This is a genomic window from Streptomyces sp. NPDC002004 (assembly GCF_053593975.1).
Window position 1 is genome coordinate 231,089 of the sequence record NZ_JBSFDP010000009.1, and the last position, 18,649, is coordinate 249,737.

An 18,649-nucleotide genomic window follows, 5' to 3' on the forward strand; every position below is an offset into this window, starting at 1 on the left:
TTCCCAGTCCCCGCACAACCGGCACCTGGCCTCCGCACAGCTCCTCACCTAGCGTTCCCACGGCCCGGCACTTAGCCTCCGCACAGGAAGTACCCGGCATCCCGGAGCAGCCCAGCGTTCAGGAGCCCTCGCCGTGATCAAGGTCGCCATGACCGGTGTGTACGTCGACGACGTGCCGAAGGCGCACGTCTTCTATACGGATCTCCTCGGTTTCGAGACCCGGATCCACTCCGACCTGGGTGGCGGCGCCTTCTTCGTCACCGTGGGCGCGCCGGGCGCCCAGCCGGAGCTCCAGCTGCTGCTGGAACCCGGCCAGGGCCCGATCGCCGCGCCGTACCGCCGGGCGCTGCGTGCGGCGGGGATCCCGTGCATCGTCTTCTCGGTGGACGACGTACGTGCCGAGTACGAGCGGCTGAGCGCGCGCGGCGTGGTCTTCACACAGCCGCCCGAGCGGCAGGGCACGGTGATCGCTGCCGTACTGGACGACACGGTGGGCAATCTGGTGCAGCTGGTGGAGCACATCGGGTAGCCCGCGCGCGGGTCGCGGTGCTCGTAGCCGGACCGCGAGCCGCGCCCCCGCCCGGGACCTGGCGCGGACTCAGCGCGGGAGCTCGGCACCCCGCAGCGGACGTGAGCACAGGCCGTACAGTCCGGCGGTCGCGCAGACCACGGCGCTCGCGACGAAGACGGGCCCCGTGCCCCACAGCGCGACGGCGGCCCCGGTCACCGGGTAGGTCAGCGGGGCGAGACCCAGGCTGACGAGGCCGGAGACGGCGGAGACCCGGCCGAGGTAGGCGGGGTTGGTCACGGTCTGGACGAGCGCCCCGCACAGGGCGCCCGAGAGGCCCGTGAACAGCCCGATGCCCAGGGCCACGGCGACCGCGAGGGTAGCTGCGCCCGCGGCCCGAGGAGTCCCCGCCGCCCGCACGGAACCCCGCTCCCACGCAAAGGCCCCGGCCACTCCTCGAGTGACCGGGGCTCCTGGGGCGGACGTCAGCGCACGGGGTGCCCCGCCGCGCGCAGGCTCTCCTTGACCTCGCCGATGCGCAGGTCACCGAAGTGGAACACCGAGGCGGCGAGGACCGCGTCGGCGCCCGCTGCGACGGCCGGGGCGAAGTCGCCGAGCCTGCCGGCGCCGCCCGAGGCGATGACCGGGACGGTGACGTGCCTGCGCACTGCGGCGATCATCTCCAGGTCGTAGCCGTCCTTGGTGCCGTCGGCGTCCATCGAGTTGAGCAGGATCTCGCCCGCGCCGAGTTCGGCGGCGCGGTGCGCCCACTCGACGGCGTCGATGCCGGTGCCGCGCCGGCCGCCGTGGGTGGTCACCTCGAAGCCGGAGGGCGTACCGGTGCCCTCCGTGGTGCGGCGGGCGTCCACCGACAGCACCAGCACCTGGCGCCCGAACCGCTCGGCGATCTCCCGGATCAGCTCGGGGCGGGCGATCGCCGCGGTGTTGACCCCGACCTTGTCCGCCCCCGCACGCAGCAGCTTGTCGACGTCCTCCGCCGTACGGACCCCGCCGCCCACCGTCAGCGGTATGAAGACCTGCTCCGCGGTGCGGCGGACCACGTCGTACGTCGTCTCGCGGTTGCCCGACGACGCCGTGATGTCGAGGAAGGTCAGCTCGTCGGCGCCCTCCGCGTCGTACACCTTGGCCATCTCGACGGGGTCGCCCGCATCGCGCAGGTTCTGGAAGTTGACGCCCTTGACGACCCGGCCGTTGTCCACGTCCAGGCAGGGAATGACTCGGACGGCGAGCGTCACGACGGTGCTCCTCGGAATGCTTCGAGTTCCACTTCGACCAGGATGCGCGGGTCGACGAAGCCCTCCACGACCATCAGGGTCGCGGCGGGCCGCACGGAGCCGAACAGCTCCTGGTGCGCCCGGCCCACCTCGTCCACGTCACGTGCATGGGTCAGATACATGCGCGTACGGATCACGGAGTCGGCACCGAGCCCGAACTGCGCGATGGCCTCGAGGGCGTTGCCGAACGCCACCTTGGCCTGCTGGTAGGGGTCCCCCTCACCGTGCAGCACGGGCCCCTTGAACGACGTCGTCCCGGCGACCAGCACACGGTCGCCGGCCGCGACAGCGCGCGCGAAGCCGATGGACTCCTCCCAGGGGCTCCCGCTCTGCACACGCCGCACCGGCGAGGACGTCATGACGCCACCGTCTCCAGCGCCTCTTCGAGCGTGAACGCCTTGGCGTACAGGGCCTTGCCCACGATCGCACCCTCGACGCCCAGCGGTACCAGCCCGGCGATGGCACGCAGGTCGGCCAGGGAAGAGACGCCGCCAGAGGCGACGACGGGCCGGTCGGTCGCCGCGCAGACGTTGCGCAGCAGCTCCAGGTTCGGGCCCTGGAGGGTGCCGTCCTTGGCGATGTCGGTGACCACGTACCGCGCGCAGCCCTCGGAGTTGAGGCGCTCCAGCGTCTCGTAGAGGTCGCCGCCGTCGCGGGTCCAGCCGCGGCCGCGCAGGGTCGTGCCGCGGACGTCGAGACCGACCGCGATCCTGTCGCCGTGCTCGGCGATGACCTTGGCTACCCACTCGGGGGTCTCCAGGGCGGCGGTGCCGAGGTTGACGCGGGTGCAGCCGGTGGCGAGGGCCGCGGCGAGCGTGTCGTCGTCGCGGATGCCGCCGGACAGCTCGACCTTGATGTCCATGGCCGCGGTGACCTCGGCGATCAGCGCACGGTTGTCGCCGGTGCCGAACGCGGCGTCCAGGTCGACGAGGTGCAGCCACTCGGCGCCGGACCGCTGCCAGGCGAGGGCCGCCTCCAGCGGGGAGCCGTAGGAGGTCTCCGTGCCGGACTCGCCGTGGACGAGGCGGACGGCCTGGCCGTCGCGCACGTCGACGGCGGGGAGGAGTTCGAGCTTCGCAGGGGACTGCGTGGACATCAGAGGGTTCCGATCCAGTTGTTGAGCAGCTGCGCCCCGGCGTCGCCGGACTTCTCGGGGTGGAACTGCGTGGCCCACAGGGGGCCGTTCTCGACGGCGGCGACGAACGGCTTGCCGTGCGTCGCCCAGGTGACCAGGGGTGCGCGCATCGCCGGGTTGGTGATCTCCAGGGACCACTCGTGCACCGCGTAGGAGTGCACGAAGTAGTAGCGGGCGTCGTGGTCCAGGCCCGCGAAGAGCTGTGAGCCCTCGGGCGCGTCGACGGTGTTCCAGCCCATGTGCGGGACGACCTCGGCCTGGAGCGGCTCGACCGTGCCGGGCCACTCGTCGAGGCCCTCGGCCTCCACGCCGTGCTCGATGCCGCGCTGGAACAGGATCTGCATGCCGACGCAGATGCCCATCACGGGGCGCCCGCCGGCCAGCCGGCGCTCGACGATCCAGTCGCCGCGCGCCTCCTTCAGGCCCGTCATGCAGGCCGCGAAGGCGCCGACGCCGGGCACGAGCAGCCCGTCGGCGTTCAGGGCCCGGTCGTAGTCACGGGTGATCTCTACGTCGGCGCCCGCGCGGGCGAGGGCACGCTCGGCGGAGCGGACGTTGCCGAAGCCGTAGTCGAAGACCACGACCTTCCTGGGCGAGGTCAATTCCACACCTCCAGCCGCATCACGCCGGCCACGAGGCACATCGCGGCACCGATCGACAGCAGCACGATGAGGCTCTTCGGCATCTTCTGCTTGACGAAGGAGATGATCCCGCCGACGAGGAACAGCCCGACGACGATGAGGGCGGTGGACAGTCCGGTCATCGTTAGAGTGCGCCCTTCGTGGACGGGATGATGCCCGCGGCGCGCGGGTCGCGTTCGGAGGCGTAGCGCAGTGCCCGGGCGAGGGCCTTGAACTGGCACTCCACGATGTGGTGGGCGTTGCGGCCGTAGGGCACGTGGACGTGCAGCGCGATCTGTGCCTGCGCCACGAACGACTCCAGGATGTGCCGGGTCATCGTCGTGTCGTAGGAGCCGATCATCGGAGCCATGTTCTCCGGCTCGGTGTGCACGAGGTACGGGCGGCCGGACAGGTCGACGGTCACCTGGGCGAGCGACTCGTCCAGCGGCACCGTGCAGTTGCCGAAGCGGTAGATGCCCATCTTGTCGCCGAGCGCCTGCTTGAAGGCGGCGCCCAGCGCGAGGGCGGTGTCCTCGATGGTGTGGTGGGAGTCGATGTGCAGGTCGCCCTCGGTCTTCACGGTCAGGTCGAACAGACCGTGCCGGCCGAGCTGGTCGAGCATGTGGTCGTAGAAACCGACCCCGGTCGACACGTCGACCTTGCCGGTGCCGTCGAGGTCGATCTCGACGACGACGGACGTCTCCTTGGTGGTGCGCTCCACGCGTCCGACGCGGTTCATGCGCTCTGCTCCTTCTTCAGTTCACGGACCGCGTCGAGGAACGCGTCGTTTTCCGCCGGGGTGCCCGCGGAGACCCGCAGCCAGCCCGGTACTCCGTTGTCCCGGACCAGGACGCCCCGGTCGAGGATCTTCCGCCAGGCCTCGTGGGCGTCGTCGAAGCGCCCGAACTGGACGAAGTTCGCGTCGGACTCCGTCACCTCGTAGCCGGTGGCGCGCAGCTCCCTCACCAGCCGGTCGCGCTCGGCCTTCAGCTGCTCGACGTACTTCAGCAGCGTCTCGGTGTGCTCCAGCGCGGCGAGCGCGGTGGCCTGCGTGACGGCCGACAGGTGGTACGGCAGTCGTACCAGCTGCACGGCGTCGACGACCGCCGGGTCGGCGGCGAGATAGCCGAGGCGCAGCCCGGCCGCGCCGAACGCCTTCGACATGGTGCGCGAGATGACGAGATTCGGCCGTCCTTCGAGCAGCGGCAGCAGCGAGTCGCCGTGGCTGAACTCGATGTACGCCTCGTCCAGGACCACCATCGACGGCTTCGCCGCCTGCGCCGCCTCGTACAGCGCGAGGACGGTCTCGGGCGGCACGGCGTTGCCGGTCGGGTTGTTGGGCGTGGTGATGAAGACGACGTCGGGCCGGTGCTCGGCGATGGCCCGCTCGGCCGCCTCCACGTCGATCGAGAAGTCCGCGGTGCGCGGGCCCGAGATCCAGCCGGTGCCGGTGCCGCGCGCGATGAGCGCGTGCATCGAGTACGACGGCTCGAAGCCGAGCGCCGTGCGGCCGGGCCCGCCGAAGGTCTGCAGCAGTTGCTGGATGACCTCGTTGGAGCCGTTGGCGGCCCAGACGTTCCCGGTGCCGACGGGGTGCTTGCCGGTGCGCGTGAGATAGGCGGCCAGCTCGGTGCGCAGTTCCACCGCGTCCCGGTCCGGGTAGCGGTTGAGGCCGCGGGCGGCCTCGCGGACCCGCTCCGCGATGCGCTCGACGAGCGGCTCGGGCAGCGGGTAGGGGTTCTCGTTGGTGTTCAGGCGTACGGGCACGTCCAGCTGCGGGGCGCCGTAGGGGGACTTTCCGCGCAGCTCGTCCCGTACGGGAAGGTCGTCGATCCTGGTCACTTGCCTTCCGGAACCTTCCATTCGAAGCGGGCCTTCACCGCGGCCCCGTGCGCGGGCAGGTCCTCGGCCTCGGCGAGCGTCACCACGTGGTGTGCCACCTCGGCGAGCGCATCGCGCGTGTAGTCGACGATGTGGATGCCGCGCAGGAACGACTGGACGCTCAGTCCCGAGGAGTGGCAGGCGCAGCCGCCGGTGGGCAGCACGTGGTTGGAGCCCGCGCAGTAGTCGCCGAGCGAGACGGGTGCCCAGGGACCGATGAAGATCGCGCCCGCGTTCCTGACCCGCTGGGCGACGGCGGCGGCGTCCCGGGTCTGGATCTCCAGGTGCTCGGCGCCGTACGCGTCGACGACCCTGAGGCCCTCGTCGACGCCGTCTACGAGGACGATCGCGGACTGCTTGCCCGACAGCGCCGGGACGATCCGGTCGTCGACGTGCTTGGTCGCGGCGATCTGCGTCTTGAGCTCCCGCTCGACCGACTCGGCGAGTGCCGGCGAGTCGGTGACGAGGACGGCGGCGGCCAGCGGGTCGTGCTCGGCCTGGCTGATCAGGTCGGATGCGACGTGCGTGGCATCGGCGGTGTCGTCGGCGAGGATCGCGATCTCGGTCGGACCGGCCTCGGCGTCGATGCCGATCCGGCCGGTGAAGTAGCGCTTGGCCGCGGCGACCCAGATGTTGCCCGGTCCCGTCACCATGTTCGCCGGGGCGCAGGTCTCGGTGCCGTACGCGAACATCGCGACGGCCTGGGCGCCTCCGGCGGCGTACACCTCGTCGATGCCGAGGAGCGCGGCCGCGGCGAGGATCGTCGGGTGCGGCAGACCGCCGTGGTCCTTCTGCGGCGGCGACGCGAGCGCCATGGAGGGGACACCGGCCTCCTGCGCCGGAACCGCGTTCATGATCACGGACGAGGGGTAGACCGAGCGGCCGCCCGGTGCGTACAGGCCCACGCGCTCGACCGGCACCCACTTCTCGGTGACCGTGCCACCGGGGACGACCTGGGTGGTGTGCGGGGCACGGCGCTGCTCGCGGTGGACGATGCGGGCGCGCCGGATGGACTCCTCCAGGCTCGCGCGCACCGCCGGGTCGAGGCCCTCGAGGGCCTCGGCGATCGCGGCGGCGGGTACCCGGACCCGGTCCAGCCGTACTCCGTCGAACTTCTCCGCGTAGTCGATCAGCGCCGCGTCGCCACGATGATGCACGACCTCGCAGATGGGCCGCACCTTCTCCAGGGCGGCTTCCACGTCGAACTCGGCACGGGGCAGCAGGTCGCGCAGGGCGCCACCCTCGGGAAGGGCGTCGCCGCGCAGGTCGATTCGGGAGATCACGCCCCCAATTCTCTCAGACGGCCGTCGGCGGTCGGTGGCCCGTATCAGTGGCTGATACGCGTCACGGAGATCCTTCCTCACCACTAGCGTTCGGAGCGTCACTCAACGGGCAAGAACGGTTGTACGAAACTCGTGAGTAGCCAGGGCGCCGGGCTCACGGGGGCGAGGTACGGGGAGGACGACGAGTCGTGGTCGAAGACACCGCCATCGGTGACCCGCCGGAGGGGCTGACCGCCACCGAGATGGGCATGTGGCAGGCATTCCGCAACGGCAGCGTCTACGACCTGCGCAGCGGGGACGCCACGCTCGACGACCCGCACGGCGGGCAGCAGTGGGGCCCGGAGCGCACCGTCCGGGCCCGGATCGTGGCCTGGCTGCTCCTCGACGGGCCGCCCCCGCTCTCCGGCCGGGTGGCCTCGCTGAAGCTGTGCGGCGTGCAGATCGCCGGCGTGTTCGACCTCGCGGGCGGCGTCGTCGTGCCGTACATCGAGATGAAGGCCTGCCGGTTCGAGAAGGAGATGCTGCTGCCCGAGGCGCGGCTGGCCACCATGCGTCTGGTCGACTGCTCCATCCCGCGCCTGGAGGCGGCCCGGCTGCACACGGAGGGCGACCTGCATCTGCCGCGGTGCCGGGTGCGGTACGGGGTCAGGCTCAGCGACGCGCACATCGGCACCGATCTGCTGCTCAACCAGGCGATCGTGCACCGCGACCGGCGCGGCCGGTCGATCATGGGCGACGGGCTGACCGTCGGGCAGGACTTCACGGCCGAGCTGATGGAGACGCACGGCGAGCTGAGTCTGCGAGGCGCGAAGGTCGGGGTCTCGCTGAGCCTGCGCGGCAGCCGGCTGAGCAACACGCTCGGGCGCCGTGCGCTCAACGCCCCGCAGCTGACCGTCGAGCGCACGGTCTACATGACCCCGGCGGGCGCGGGCGACCCCCTGCACACCAGCGGCACGACGCCCGCGCGCGGCACCCGGGTGCAGCGGTTCGAGTGCCTGGGCGGGCTGCGGCTGGACGACGGGCGGTTCGGGGACGCGCTCGACATGGAGTCGGCCCGCTTCACGCTGGAGAACGACCAGGAGGTGTCGCTGCGCCGCATACAGACACCCGAGCTGCGCTTTCTGAGCGAGCGGCCGGACCGCGGCCGGGTGGTGCTCTCCGGCGCCCGGGTCGGCAACCTTGTCGACAAGTCGGCAAGCTGGCCGGGCCCCGGCGGGCTCCAGATGGGCGGCTTCAGCTACGACAACCTGGTGCCGCACGGCACCTTCCCGCTCTCCCGGCGCCTCGACTGGGTGGCCGCGGCGACCCCCGAGTACAGCCCGGAGCCCTACGAGCGCCTCGCGGCCGTGCTGCGCAACAGCGGCGAGGACGCCGATGCGCGCGAGGTGCTCCTCGCCAAGCAGCGCCGCCGCCGCGAGACACTGCCGCTCGCCGCGAAGCTGTGGGGCTACGCCCAGGACTGGACGGTCGCCTACGGGTACCGGCCGGGCCGGGCCGCGGTGTGGATGGCGGTGCTGTGGGCCGCGAGCGCGCTCGCCTTCTCGCATGCACCCCACCCGCCGATCAAGGCGGACGAGCACCCCGACTGGAACGCGTCGCTGTTCGCGCTCGACCTGCTCATCCCGGTCATCGACCTCGGACAGGACGGCTACTGGAAGCTGCACGGCGCCTGGCAGTGGGCGGCCGCCCTGGTGATCATCGCGGGCTGGATCCTGGCGACGACGGTGGCGGCGGGGGCGACACGGCTGCTGCGCAGGGGGTGACGCGGCCGCCCGGCGACCCCACGGTCCCCGGGTGGCCGATTCTTTACCGGGAGCGGGACAACCATCGCGGCGCGCGGGCCGTCACCATCAGCGAACACGACCACCTCCCACGGACAGCAACCCTTCATTGAGCGAGCACGACGGGGACCAGCAGGGTCCGCGAGCGCGGCGTCGGCCCGCGCGGCAGGCTCCACGAGAGCAACGGCGGTTCCGGCGCGACGAGGCGTCCTTCTGGGACGCACTGATCCGCACCCTCCGGATGGCGAGACACACCTCGCGCCTCGCCGTCGGCCTGCCCGCGGACGGGGAGGTGCTGCTCGACGCGCCGGACGAGCGGCTCGCGCCCGTGCTCGTCGCCGCCGGCCGTGGCGACTACGGCCCGGCGGCCAAGCTGCTCGCGGCGACCCGGGAAGCCGCCGAGTGGGAGAACCGCGACCGCTACACGACGCGGCTCGCCGCCTTCGCCCGCTCCCGGCCCGAGTGGTTCGAGCTGTGGCAGTTCGCCGCGCCGCACGACCCGGACGCGCTGCTCGTACGGGCGGAGCTCGCGGTCGCCCGCGGCTGGGAGTCGCCCGCCCGGGCCGAGCTGCTGCGCGAGGTGAGCCCCCTGATCGCCGCGGCCGCCGACGCGGATCCGCGCGACCCGGTGCCCTGGCGGGTCGCCCTCGACCACGCCCGCGGCACCAACGCCCCGCACACCCTGTTCGAGGAGCTATGGGCCGAGGCCGTGCGCCGCTCCCCGCACCACTACGGCTGCCATGTCGCCGCCCTGCAGTACCTGTCGGCCGCCTGGTACGGCTCGCACCGCGAGTGCTTCGACTTCGCCGAGCGCGCCGCGCAGGACGCCCTGCCCGGCTCCCTGGTGCAGGCGCTCCCGGTGCGCGCCGCCTTCGCCTACCTGACCGGCGGTGCCGAGCCGGTGCACGGCGTCTCCGGCGTCGTCCCGCGCGACCGGCTCGACGCGGCGGCCGACCTCGCCGTCGCGCTATCCGCCGCCTACCCGGCCGCCGACCCGTGGCCCGCCGAGGTGCGCAACCTCCTCACCTACGTCCTCGTCCGGCTCCAGCGCTGGGAGGAGGCCCTGGAGCAGCTGCGGCTCATCGGCCCGTACGCGACCTCCTTCCCCTGGGACCGGGTCTCGGACGACCCGCTCGGCCAGTTCCTCGAGTTGCGCGACGGCGTCCGGATAGAGGTCGCGTCCCGGCTCCCGCTGCGCACCCGCGAGGAGCCCGGGGGTGCCCACGGGGAGCCGGGGACCACCCGCGAAGCGCACGGCGGTCCGCGCGCCCATTAGGCTTGCCGGTCGTGACGACCGTCCGCCTTCCGCTCTTTCCGCTGAACTCGGTGCTGTTCCCGGGCCTGGTGCTGCCCCTGAACGTCTTCGAGGAGCGGTACCGCGCCCTGATGCGCGACCTGCTCAAGGCCCCCGAGGGCGAACCGCGCAGGTTCGCCGTCGTGGCGATCCGCGACGGCCATGAGGTCGCGCCCAGCGCGCCCGGCATGCCGGACCAGACCGCCGTGCCCGAGCGCGGGCCGGCCGCCGGCTTCGGTGCCGACCCGGTCAAGGCCTTCCACCGGGTCGGGTGCATCGCGGACGCGGCGACCATCCGGGAGCGCTCCGACGGCGGCTTCGAGGTGCTGGCCACCGGGACGACCCGGGTGCGGCTGCTCTCGGTGGACGCCTCGGGTCCCTTCCTCACGGCCGAGCTGGAGGAGTTGCCCGAGGAGCCGGGCGACGAGGCGGGCGCGCTCGCCGAGGGCGTGCTGCGTGCCTTCCGCACCTACCAGAAGCGGCTGGCCGGGGCGCGCGAACGCTCCCTGTCGACGGGCGCCGAACTGCCCGACGAGCCGTCCGTCGTGTCGTACCTGGTCGCCGCCGCCGCCGTGCTGGACACCCCGACCAAGCAGCGGCTGCTCCAGGCACCGGACACCGCGTCGCGGCTGCGGGACGAGCTGAAGCTCCTGCGGGCCGAGACCGCGGTCATCCGCAGCCTTCCTTCGCTGCCCGCGATCGACCTCACCCGCGGGCCGACCAGCCTGAACTGACGCGCCGGGCGGCCCGGCCGAGCCGCCGTCCAGCCTCGATCCCGAGTTCCGGAGAACAGCCCCCCATGGCGAAGAAGCAGAAGAAGCAGCAGCAGACGGGCGGCACGCCCGCGACCGTCGCCCTCACCGCCGCGGGCACGCCGTTCACGGTTCACTCGTACGAGCACGACCCTTCGCACCCCTCGTACGGCGAGGAGGCGGCCGAGGCGATGGGGGTGTCCCCGGAGCGCGTGTTCAAGACGCTCGTCGCCGACGTCGACGGCGAACTCACCGTCGCCGTGGTGCCGGTGGCCGGCTCCCTGGATCTCAAGGCGCTGGCCGCTGCGGTCGGCGGAAAGCGCGCCACGATGGCGGACCCGGCGGCCGCCGAGCGGAGCACCGGGTACGTACGCGGCGGGATCTCGCCGCTGGGACAGCGCAAGAGGCTGCGCACCGTCCTCGACGCGTCGGCCGGGCAGCACACCACGATCTGCGTCTCGGCGGGCCGCCGCGGCCTCGAAGTCGAGCTGGCGCCGGACGACCTGGCTGCGCTGACCGGGGCGGTGCTGGCACCCGTCGGACGCCTCTGAGCAGTCGCCCGCGAGCCGCCGTCGCCCGCGAACCGTCGCCGCCGGTCCGCCGCTTCCGGGTCCTCCTGGAGCGGACCGGCCCGAAACCGCCCGGATTTGGCGGACGGACGACCTCGACGGCTCCGCCGTCCTCGGTTAAGCAACCAGGACATGTCGAAGAGAACACGCAAGCGGAAGTGGCGGATCAGGAAGCGCCGGTGCAACCACGGCCGGCGGCCCGCGTAACGGCGGGGCGCACGCGAGGAACAGGTGCCTGAGAGGGGCGCGGCGGACACGCCGCGCCCCTCTTCCCTTACCGGTCCATGACCAGACATCCTACGTCCGATGCCCGGATGTCCGAGGGAGTACCGCCATGCCCCTGCCCACTCCGCTCAGCGGCGTCGTCCCGCCGCTGATCACCCCGCTCACGCCCGGCGGAAACGTCGACGTCCCGTCCCTGCGCCGGCTGGCCGGGCACCTCGTCGACGCCGGTGTCGACGGGCTGTTCCTGCTCGGCTCCAGCGGTGAGGCCGCGTATCTGACGGACGCACAGCGGCTGACCGCGCTGGAGACGGCCCGGGAGACCGCGGACGGACGGCTGCCGGTGCTCGCCGGGGTCATCGAGACGACCACGGCGCGGGTGCTGGACCGGGCCCGCGACGCGGTCAAGGCGGGCGCCGATGCGCTCGTGGCGACCGCGCCCTTCTACACCCGGACGCATCCGGTGGAGATCGCCGACCACTTCCGGCGGGTGCGGGCGGGCGCCGACGTGCCGCTGTTCGCGTACGACATCCCGCTCGCCGTGCACAGCAAGCTCGACCGCGGGACGGTCCTGGAGCTGGCCGCGGACGGCACGCTCACCGGTCTGAAGGACTCCAGCGGCGACGAGGGTTCGCTGCGCCGCCTGCTGCTGCGGCTGCGCACCGCGGCACCCGGTTTCTCCGTGCTCACGGGCTCGGAACTGACCGTGGACGGCGCGCTGCTGGCAGGAGTGGACGGGGTGGTCCCCGGGCTCGCGAACGTCGACGCGCACGGCTATGTGCGCCTCTACGCCGCTGCGCGTGCCGGGGACTGGGCGGCGGCACGCGTCGAACAGGACCGCCTCGCCGCCCTGTTCGCCCTCACCGAGGCAGGCGACCCGGCCCGGATGGGCGGCTCGTCCTCGGCGCTCGGCGCCTTCAAGGCGGCCGCCCACCTCCAGGGCCTCATCGACTGCCCGGCCACCGCTCCCCCACAGGTCCCGCTGGACGAGCGGGCGGTGACCCGGGTCCGCGCGCACCTGGTCGCCGCGGGCCTGCTCTGACACCCGCTCGTCGCACCACCCGCCCCCCACGCACTCGCCCGTTTCCCGCCCCCCTTCCCGCATTCCCCGCCTTGCCCGTACGGGAGAGCCGCCATGACCACCGACCGCACGACAACGATGTCACCCACCTGGTTCCACGCGCTGAGCGAGCTGCGCGCGATACCGGCGCAGAAGTGGACGTCCTTCTTCGCCGCCTGGATCGGCTATCTGCTCGACGGATTCGACTTCGTGCTCATCACGCTCGTCCTCACCGAGATCGGCGACGACTTCGGCCTGTCACCGGTCGAGGCCGCGAGCCTGGTGTCCGGGGCGTTCATCACGCGCTGGCTGGGCGGTGCGCTGCTGGGCGCGCTCGGGGACCGCTTCGGGCGGAAGGCCGCGATGGTGACCAGCATCGTGCTGTACTCCGCCGGAACCTTCGCCTGCGGCTTCTCCTGGAACTACCTCAGCCTGTTCGGCGCCCGGCTGCTGATCGGCATGGGCATGGCCGGCGAGTACAGCGCCAGTGCGACGTACGTCCTGGAGAGCTGGCCGGCGCGGCTGCGCAACCGCGCGTCGGGGTTCCTGATCTCCGGCTTCTCGCTGGGCGGGGTGCTCGCGGCCGAGGTGTACGCGCGGGTCGTGCCGGAGCACGGCTGGCGGTGGCTGTTCTGGATCGGGCGGCTCCCGGTGACGGTGGCCCTGTGGGTGCGGCGGGCACTGCCCGAGGCGGACGAGTGGGAGGAGCGGGTCGCGGGGGCCGCGCGGCGCCCCGACCCGTTCCGGCCGCTGTTCGCGGACCTCCGCAGGACCGCCCTCAACGGCGCCTTGGTGGTCGTGGCGACCGGGGCGCTGTTCGCGGTGTTCACGCCGCTCGGCCGGGGTGCGGTGCCGGTGCTGTCCGTGGCCGCCGCGGTCTGCCTCCTCGCCCTCGCCGTCCAGCTGGGCGGGCGCCGGGGGTGGCTGCTGTACGTCGCGCTGATCGTGACCGTGTTCGCCGCGTTCCTGTACAGCTGGCCGGTGCAGGCGCTGCTGCCGACGTATCTGAAGACCGAGCTGGGGTACCGCCCGTCGCAGGTCGCCGACGCGCTCTACTGGGCGGGCTTCGGGACGGCCTTCGGCTGTGTGGTCGCCGGCTTCCTCGGCGACCGGTTCGGCACCCGGCGCGCCTACGCGGGAACGCTGCTGGTCGGGCTCGCGTTCGTGTTCCCGGTCTTCGCGGTGCGCGACAGCCCGGTGAGCCTCGGCGTGCTGCTGTTCTGCATGCTCGCCTGTCTCCAGGGCATCTCCGGGCTGTTGCCGAGGTTCATCGCCGGGCACTTTCCCACCGAGACACGGGCGGCTGCGCTCGGTTTCGTCTACAACGTGGGCGCACTGGGCGGCGCCGTCGCGCCCGTCCTGGGTGCGCGGCTGGCCTCCGGCATGACGCTCGGGCGGTCGCTCGCGGTGCTGTCGTCCGGGCTGACCCTCGTGGTGATCGTGCTGATCGGCTTCGACGTGCCGGCCCGGCTCGGCCGACTCGTCGATCCGGAGGGCACCCGGGACCATCTGCTCGCGCCCGGGAGCAACGGTCAGGGGGCGGGCGGACGGTCCCCGTCGGCCGGGGCGGAGGCGTCGGGGGCGGAGGAGTCGGGGGCGGGGCCCGCGTAGGGGCCGTACGGGTGGTACAGCTCCGGCTCGGGGTCGCGCGGCCCGAACAGCGCGGTCAGGCCCAGGTGCACCGCCATCGCGGCGACGGGCCACGCCAGCAGCGCACCCTTGGCACCCAGCTCCAGGGGCGCGTCGAAGGTGACGCCCTTGCCGACCTGCTTGGCGTGCGCCACGACGTTGTGCGTCGGCCCGAGCCACACCCCGAGCCGCCAGGCCAGCAGCGAGCCGAGCAGCCCGCCGAGCGCGAGCCCGACCACCAGCGGTACGCCGCCACGCCTGCGCAGCAGGAAGACCAGGGCTCCGCTCACCACGCCGAAGCCGATCGCGAGCACGGTGAACGTGCCGTCGACCCCGATGGCCTGCTCGCCCTCGGTGTCCTTCAGATAGACGGCGCTGGCGTCCGCGATCAGTGGCACGCGCGGCGCCAGCCACAGCCACAGCAGCCCCAGCAGGGCGCCGCCGACGGCCGTCGCGACCGTGATCACGGTGCCCTCCCGCAGTTCCGTCCTCATGCCGGGGCCGTCCTCCTCGTACGACGCGGGCGGCACCGCACCGGTGGCGGGCGGCGCCTCCCAGGGCTGGTGCGGAGGCTGTTCATGCGGCGGGGTCAGCGGTGCGGTCACCCTGACATCGTGCCAGGCGCCTGCGGCGCGCGCTCAACCGGACCGTGGCTGGTTCTCGCCCCTGCCCCGCGCGGGCGGCCGAAGAGCTCCCCGCCCACGGCGGTCCCGATCCCGCGGTGACCGCCCGGACACCGCGGTCGTGCGCCGGACCGGCGGGCCTCAGCGGACCGCTGCCCGCCGGTAGGCCCAGGTCGCCACGGCCAGGGACGCGACGCCGACCGCTGCGCAGACGCCGAGGTCGACGCCGACCGCGGCCCACTCCGGGTGGGGCCCGAAGGTGCGCGAGAAGGCCTCGACCCCGTAGGTCGACGGCAGCAGATCGCGGGCGTACTGGACGGCCGCGGGGAGCCGGTCCGGCGGCAGGACGCCGAGCAGCAGCGCCGCCGACATGCCGAGCTGTCCGAGGAGCGTGGCGAGCTCGGGCCGGGGGGCGAGCAGCCCGAGGGCCGCTCCCAGCCCGGACAGCGCGGCGCCCGCGAGCGGGATCACCGCCACGAGCACCCACAGGTGCGCCAGCGGCAGCTGGAACATCACGCAGCCGATCACCGCGGTCGCCACGGTGCCGGGCACCGTGAAGGAGGCGTACGCGGCCGCGGCGCCGAGCACCACGGCGGCGGGCGGCACCGGCAGGGTCGCATAGTGGTCGAGACCGCCGTCCGCGCGCAGCTGCCCGAAGTACTGGGCGAGCAGGTTGAGCGCGACGAACGCGACGACGAGCACGGCGGAGCCGGCGACGACGGCCCGCGCCTCGGCATCGCTGTCCACGACCCCGCGCATCAGGACCATGATCCCCACGGACTGGAACGTGGCGACGAACAGCAGCGGGATCCGGGCCACGCGCGCCCTCGACAGCTGTGCGCGGTAGACGGCCACGAGAGCGGGCAGCAGCCGGGCGCGGGGCGCCAGTTCATGGGCGCCGGACGGCACGGGGCCGGGGCCGGCACCCGTGGGCAGCGTGGCTTCCAGGGGCGCCGTTCTCATCGCACATCACTCCCGTCGCGCCCCGGTCCGCCCGCGGCCGCGTCGTGCCCGCCCGTGGCGGCGCCCTGTCCGGCCCTCCGGCCGTCCTCACTCGCCGTCATGCCTTGACCAATCCCTCCACGCCGCCCGCGGTGCCCCCGAGCGCCAGGTACACGTCCTCCAGGCTCGGGGTCGCCAGGGCGAAGTCGTCGAGCGCGGCGAAGGCCGCCCCGCCCGTGACCGCGGCGACGGCGGCGCGCGCCGCCTCCGGGGACAGGCGCAGGGCCCAGCGGCGGCCGGACTCCACGGCGAGGGGCCGCAGCGCCTCGACCTCGGGAAGGTCGAGCGGCGCGCGCTCGCGCCACACCAGTTCCACACGGACCTCGCCTGCGACCCGCTCCTTCAGCCCGGTGGGCGTGTCGCAGGCGATGACGCGGCCGCGGTCGATGACGGCGACCCGGTCGAGGACGGTCTCCGCCTCGATGACGTTGTGGGTGACCAGCAGCACGGTGGTGCCGCGTTCGGCCCGGCGCCGGTCGACGGCGGCCCAGACGGCCCGCCGCGCCACGGGGTCCATGCCGGTGGTGGGTTCGTCGAGGATCAGCAGCGGGCGTTCGCCGACGAGGGCGGCGGCGAAGCAGGCGAGCCGCCGCTGGCCGCCGGACAGCTTCTTCAGGGGACGCGAGGCGATCGGTGTGAGGCCGAGCTCGTCCAGCACGGCGTCCCGCTCGGCGCGCGCCGCCCGTGCGTCGAGTCCACGCAGCCGCCCGGTGGTCTCGGCGGCCAGCGCGACGGTCAGCTCGTCGAGCGCACTGGACTCCTGTCCGAGGTAGGCGAGGATGCGGGCCGCCCGCTCGGGGTGCCGGACGATGTCGTGGCCGAGGATCTCGACGCTGCCGCTGTCGGGCCGCATCAGCCCGGTCAGCTGCCGTACGAGGGTGGACTTGCCGGCGCCGTTGGGCCCGAGCAGTCCGAAGATCTCGCCGCGCCGGACGTCCAGCCGCACCCCGTCGGTGGCGCGCACCTCGGGCACGCCGGGCGTGCCGCGGCGCCCCCGGACGGGCGGATACGTCTTGACGAGGTCGCGCACCGAGCAGACCACGTCGACGGAATGTCCCTTCGGGACCGACGGTGCCGTGCGCGTACTCACGAAGGACGAGGGTACGGGGTCGGGAGGCACCGGTGGTGCTCGGGGTTGCCGGTCACGGGGTCCTCGCCCCCGCTATTCCGCGGCGGGGGCGTGCTCCGCCGCGGCCCGGACGTCGATCTCCCGCCAGAACCCCGCCCGGATCGCGTACCGGTCGTGCTCGTCGATCTGGTCGTCCTTGTGGGCGAGCAGTCCGAAGCGGGCCGCGTACCGCAGCAGCTCACCGTCGATGCGGTGCGGAACCCGCGGGTACATGGTGGACAGCTTCTGCAGCTGGGCCGGTTCCGGCAGCCGCTCCATCCAGCGGCGGGCGAAGACCTGCCCCACCTCGTACGGATCGCCGCCGACGGCCGTGATGTCCTCCTCGCGGTCGGCCCAGCGCTGCTCGGCGGTGGTGAGCTGGGCCAGCGTCGGCAGCGACGCGGCGTCGGGCGATTCGGCGGTGACGCCCGGCCGGTCCACCCAGCCCTTGTCGGAGGACCAGCGCAGTGTGGCGGTCGTGGGGTGCGCCGCCGCATGGGTGCCGGGACCGCGCAGGGCGGCGAGGTCCTTGGGGGTGGGCACCCCCTTGGCGGTCCCCCTGGCCCCCGCGCCGTTCTCCGTGTGCGCCGGGGCGTGTCGCGCCGCGGCGTCCTCGTCGGCCGGGGCGGCGTCGGACGCGGCCGCGGCGAGCGCCGAGTCGGGCAGCGGCGCGGACAGGATCGCGGCGATCTCGGGCCGCGGGGCGGGCTGCGGGGCACAGATCCCGGTGAGTTCCCTGGCCCTTACGGCCTGGGTGATCCAGGCCCGGTCGAGGACGCGCCGCTCGTCGGCCTCGGCGACCAGGTCCTCGGACTGGTTGTAGTCGCCGTCCGCGGCCTGGACGGCCCACAGGTGGACGGCCACGCCGTGCTCCTTGGCGGCCATCATGCCGGGCAGCAGGTCCCCGTCGCCGGTCACCAGCACCACGTCCGAGCAGGCGCGGTTGCGGGCCAGCTCGGTCAGCTCGGCATGCATGGCGGCGTCCACGCCCTTCTGCGCCCACCGCCCGTCGCTGCGGGTCAGGGCACCGAGCCGCACCGTCACCCGCGGCATCACGCGCAACCGGCGGTGCTCCGGCTGCGGTACGCGGTCGGGGGCGCCGTCGAACCAGTAGATCCGCAGCAGGGGCCGCTCGGTGTCGGCCTCGGCGCGCTCGCGCAGCGCCTGGATCAGGGCGGCGTGGTCGACGGTGATCCGGGACCGGGAGGGCTCTCCCGCGAGGAGACTCGCGGCGGCTCCCAGCAGATACCCGGCGTCCACCAGGACGATGCAGCGGTCCACGCGATCCACCCTCTTTCACCGGAGGTGTCCCCGAGGTGTCCCTCAGGGTGCTTTTTCAGGCCCGCATGACCAACGCATGGGGGCTCGCTTCGGGTTTCCTTCGAGTCTGCCCGACCTCGCCGGGGTTGATGGCCCGAACTCGATCTTCGGCGTGGCGGATCCGCGAAGGACCCCGCAAGCGGCCTTATTACGCAGGGTAATTCTCCGAAATGCGCTGTTCGGCATGGTGTGTGAGGCTGGCAGCGGCCCTGGCCCCGAGAACCCCCGCAGGAGGCAGATCACCATGGCCAAGAACAAGAACCGAAAACAGGGCGGCCAGCAGACGCGGGCGTCGCAGTCGGAGCAGGCGACGCAGCAGGCCAAGTCCCAGTCGACGGAGGCCGTGTCGGAGCTGAAGTCGCACACCGCGGGCAGCCCGGCGGACCTGGCCCGCAAGCAGCAGCGACGCTTCGGACACAACTGAAGACGCACGACCCAGGCACACAACGAGGGGCGCGCCCGGCGACGGGCGCGCCCCTCGTGCTGTACGGCCGCGTACCGCCCCGCTCCGGGATCCCTTCCGCGGGCCGGTCGTGCGACCGGGCAGGACGGGGCAAGCGGGGCCTC

21 protein-coding genes are annotated in these 18,649 nt (G+C 73.2%); 8 read left to right on the plus strand and 13 right to left on the minus strand.

The genetic code is table 11. From position 1 onward, the window contains the following. Nucleotides 1–133 precede the first annotated feature (133 nt). Nucleotides 134–529: a VOC family protein gene (locus tag ACWCP6_RS17175; protein ID WP_450933256.1), complete on the plus strand. Its 396-nt coding sequence runs from the start codon at nt 134–136 to the stop codon at nt 527–529. Nucleotides 530–598: 69 nt separating this feature from the next. On the opposite strand, the gene ACWCP6_RS17180 is transcribed toward ACWCP6_RS17175, so the two are convergent. From ACWCP6_RS17180 to hisD, 9 genes are all read right to left on the minus strand, one after another. Further along, complete coding sequence (locus ACWCP6_RS17180) at nt 599–874, minus strand: hypothetical protein (RefSeq protein WP_450933257.1); 276 nt, start codon at nt 872–874, stop codon at nt 599–601. Nucleotides 875–993: 119 nt separating this feature from the next. Further along, the gene (hisF, locus tag ACWCP6_RS17185) at nt 994–1,764 is read right to left on the minus strand and encodes an imidazole glycerol phosphate synthase subunit HisF (protein ID WP_450933258.1); all 771 of its coding nucleotides are present in this window, start codon (nt 1,762–1,764) and stop codon (nt 994–996) included. Beyond that, nucleotides 1,761–2,162: a RidA family protein gene (locus ACWCP6_RS17190; protein ID WP_450933259.1), complete on the minus strand. Its 402-nt coding sequence runs from the start codon at nt 2,160–2,162 to the stop codon at nt 1,761–1,763. Before ACWCP6_RS17190 ends, hisF begins: the two co-directional genes overlap by 4 nt. Then, entirely contained in the window at nt 2,159–2,899 is a 741-nt protein-coding gene (priA, locus tag ACWCP6_RS17195) for a bifunctional 1-(5-phosphoribosyl)-5-((5-phosphoribosylamino)methylideneamino)imidazole-4-carboxamide isomerase/phosphoribosylanthranilate isomerase PriA (RefSeq protein WP_450933260.1), read from the minus strand. The genes ACWCP6_RS17190 and priA overlap by 4 nt, the downstream gene beginning before the upstream one ends. Continuing rightward, complete coding sequence (gene hisH, locus ACWCP6_RS17200; protein ID WP_450933261.1) at nt 2,899–3,546, minus strand: imidazole glycerol phosphate synthase subunit HisH; 648 nt, start codon at nt 3,544–3,546, stop codon at nt 2,899–2,901. Before hisH ends, priA begins: the two co-directional genes overlap by 1 nt. Next, on the minus strand, nt 3,537–3,701 hold the full coding sequence (locus ACWCP6_RS17205; RefSeq protein WP_450933262.1) for a hypothetical protein: 165 nt from the start codon (nt 3,699–3,701) through the stop codon (nt 3,537–3,539). Before ACWCP6_RS17205 ends, hisH begins: the two co-directional genes overlap by 10 nt. Nucleotides 3,702–3,703: 2 nt before the next feature. Then, nucleotides 3,704–4,297 (minus strand): imidazoleglycerol-phosphate dehydratase HisB, encoded by a 594-nt coding sequence (gene hisB / locus ACWCP6_RS17210; protein WP_450933263.1) that lies wholly within the window; start codon nt 4,295–4,297, stop codon nt 3,704–3,706. Continuing rightward, on the minus strand, nt 4,294–5,400 hold the full coding sequence (locus ACWCP6_RS17215) for a histidinol-phosphate transaminase (RefSeq protein WP_450933264.1): 1,107 nt from the start codon (nt 5,398–5,400) through the stop codon (nt 4,294–4,296). The genes hisB and ACWCP6_RS17215 overlap by 4 nt, the downstream gene beginning before the upstream one ends. After that, entirely contained in the window at nt 5,397–6,722 is a 1,326-nt protein-coding gene (hisD, locus tag ACWCP6_RS17220) for a histidinol dehydrogenase (RefSeq protein WP_450933265.1), read from the minus strand. Before hisD ends, ACWCP6_RS17215 begins: the two co-directional genes overlap by 4 nt. 242 nt (nt 6,723–6,964) lie before the next feature. On the opposite strand from hisD, the gene ACWCP6_RS17225 reads away from it, so the two are divergent. The 6 genes from ACWCP6_RS17225 (at nt 6,965) to ACWCP6_RS17250 (ending at nt 14,011) form a co-directional block, all read left to right on the plus strand. Further along, nucleotides 6,965–8,485, plus strand: a complete 1,521-nt coding sequence (locus tag ACWCP6_RS17225; RefSeq protein WP_450933293.1) for an oxidoreductase — start codon at nt 6,965–6,967, stop codon at nt 8,483–8,485. A 259-nt stretch (nt 8,486–8,744) separates the two neighbouring features. Continuing rightward, nucleotides 8,745–9,779: a hypothetical protein gene (locus ACWCP6_RS17230; RefSeq protein WP_450933266.1), complete on the plus strand. Its 1,035-nt coding sequence runs from the start codon at nt 8,745–8,747 to the stop codon at nt 9,777–9,779. An 11-nt stretch (nt 9,780–9,790) separates the two neighbouring features. Next, complete coding sequence (locus tag ACWCP6_RS17235) at nt 9,791–10,531, plus strand: LON peptidase substrate-binding domain-containing protein (protein ID WP_450933267.1); 741 nt, start codon at nt 9,791–9,793, stop codon at nt 10,529–10,531. 65 nt (nt 10,532–10,596) lie between these two features. Continuing rightward, nucleotides 10,597–11,100 (plus strand): Cys-tRNA(Pro) deacylase, encoded by a 504-nt coding sequence (gene ybaK / locus ACWCP6_RS17240; protein ID WP_450933268.1) that lies wholly within the window; start codon nt 10,597–10,599, stop codon nt 11,098–11,100. Between the two features lie 352 nt (nt 11,101–11,452). After that, complete coding sequence (locus ACWCP6_RS17245; protein ID WP_450933269.1) at nt 11,453–12,382, plus strand: dihydrodipicolinate synthase family protein; 930 nt, start codon at nt 11,453–11,455, stop codon at nt 12,380–12,382. 117 nt (nt 12,383–12,499) lie between these two features. After that, nucleotides 12,500–14,011 (plus strand): sialate:H+ symport family MFS transporter, encoded by a 1,512-nt coding sequence (locus tag ACWCP6_RS17250; RefSeq protein WP_450933294.1) that lies wholly within the window; start codon nt 12,500–12,502, stop codon nt 14,009–14,011. Here the strand turns inward: ACWCP6_RS17250 and ACWCP6_RS17255 are convergent. From ACWCP6_RS17255 to ACWCP6_RS17270, 4 genes are all read right to left on the minus strand, one after another. Continuing rightward, nucleotides 13,933–14,634 carry an AAA family ATPase gene (locus ACWCP6_RS17255; RefSeq protein WP_450933270.1) on the minus strand — a complete coding sequence of 234 codons (702 nt, stop codon included), beginning with the start codon at nt 14,632–14,634 and terminating at the stop codon, nt 13,933–13,935. The genes ACWCP6_RS17250 and ACWCP6_RS17255 overlap by 79 nt on opposite strands. 159 nt (nt 14,635–14,793) lie before the next feature. Further along, on the minus strand, nt 14,794–15,615 hold the full coding sequence (locus ACWCP6_RS17260; RefSeq protein WP_450933271.1) for an ABC transporter permease: 822 nt from the start codon (nt 15,613–15,615) through the stop codon (nt 14,794–14,796). Nucleotides 15,616–15,712: 97 nt separating this feature from the next. After that, nucleotides 15,713–16,744, minus strand: coding sequence for an ABC transporter ATP-binding protein (locus ACWCP6_RS17265; RefSeq protein ID WP_450933272.1), 1,032 nt, complete (start codon nt 16,742–16,744; stop codon nt 15,713–15,715). Nucleotides 16,745–16,816: 72 nt separating this feature from the next. Continuing rightward, complete coding sequence (locus tag ACWCP6_RS17270; protein ID WP_450933273.1) at nt 16,817–18,043, minus strand: NYN domain-containing protein; 1,227 nt, start codon at nt 18,041–18,043, stop codon at nt 16,817–16,819. 283 nt (nt 18,044–18,326) lie between these two features. Between ACWCP6_RS17270 and ACWCP6_RS17275 the strand changes: the two genes are divergently transcribed. Next, on the plus strand, nt 18,327–18,506 hold the full coding sequence (locus tag ACWCP6_RS17275; protein WP_450933274.1) for a hypothetical protein: 180 nt from the start codon (nt 18,327–18,329) through the stop codon (nt 18,504–18,506). Nucleotides 18,507–18,649 lie beyond the last annotated feature (143 nt).

What these genes read in the sequence shown, in the direction of transcription:
- ACWCP6_RS17190 (WP_450933259.1), bottom strand. Translation starts at nt 2,162, where the DNA reads ATGACGTCCTCGCCGGTGCGGCGTGTGCAGAGCGGGAGCCCCTGGGAG.
- priA (WP_450933260.1), bottom strand. Translation starts at nt 2,899, where the DNA reads ATGTCCACGCAGTCCCCTGCGAAGCTCGAACTCCTCCCCGCCGTCGAC.
- ACWCP6_RS17205 (WP_450933262.1), bottom strand. Translation starts at nt 3,701, where the DNA reads ATGACCGGACTGTCCACCGCCCTCATCGTCGTCGGGCTGTTCCTCGTC.
- hisB (WP_450933263.1), bottom strand. Translation starts at nt 4,297, where the DNA reads ATGAACCGCGTCGGACGCGTGGAGCGCACCACCAAGGAGACGTCCGTC.
- ACWCP6_RS17225 (WP_450933293.1), top strand. Translation starts at nt 6,965, where the DNA reads ATGGGCATGTGGCAGGCATTCCGCAACGGCAGCGTCTACGACCTGCGC.
- ACWCP6_RS17230 (WP_450933266.1), top strand. Translation starts at nt 8,745, where the DNA reads ATGGCGAGACACACCTCGCGCCTCGCCGTCGGCCTGCCCGCGGACGGG.
- ybaK (WP_450933268.1), top strand. Translation starts at nt 10,597, where the DNA reads ATGGCGAAGAAGCAGAAGAAGCAGCAGCAGACGGGCGGCACGCCCGCG.
- ACWCP6_RS17245 (WP_450933269.1), top strand. Translation starts at nt 11,453, where the DNA reads ATGCCCCTGCCCACTCCGCTCAGCGGCGTCGTCCCGCCGCTGATCACC.
- ACWCP6_RS17250 (WP_450933294.1), top strand. Translation starts at nt 12,500, where the DNA reads ATGTCACCCACCTGGTTCCACGCGCTGAGCGAGCTGCGCGCGATACCG.
- ACWCP6_RS17260 (WP_450933271.1), bottom strand. Translation starts at nt 15,615, where the DNA reads ATGAGAACGGCGCCCCTGGAAGCCACGCTGCCCACGGGTGCCGGCCCC.
- ACWCP6_RS17275 (WP_450933274.1), top strand. Translation starts at nt 18,327, where the DNA reads ATGGCCAAGAACAAGAACCGAAAACAGGGCGGCCAGCAGACGCGGGCG.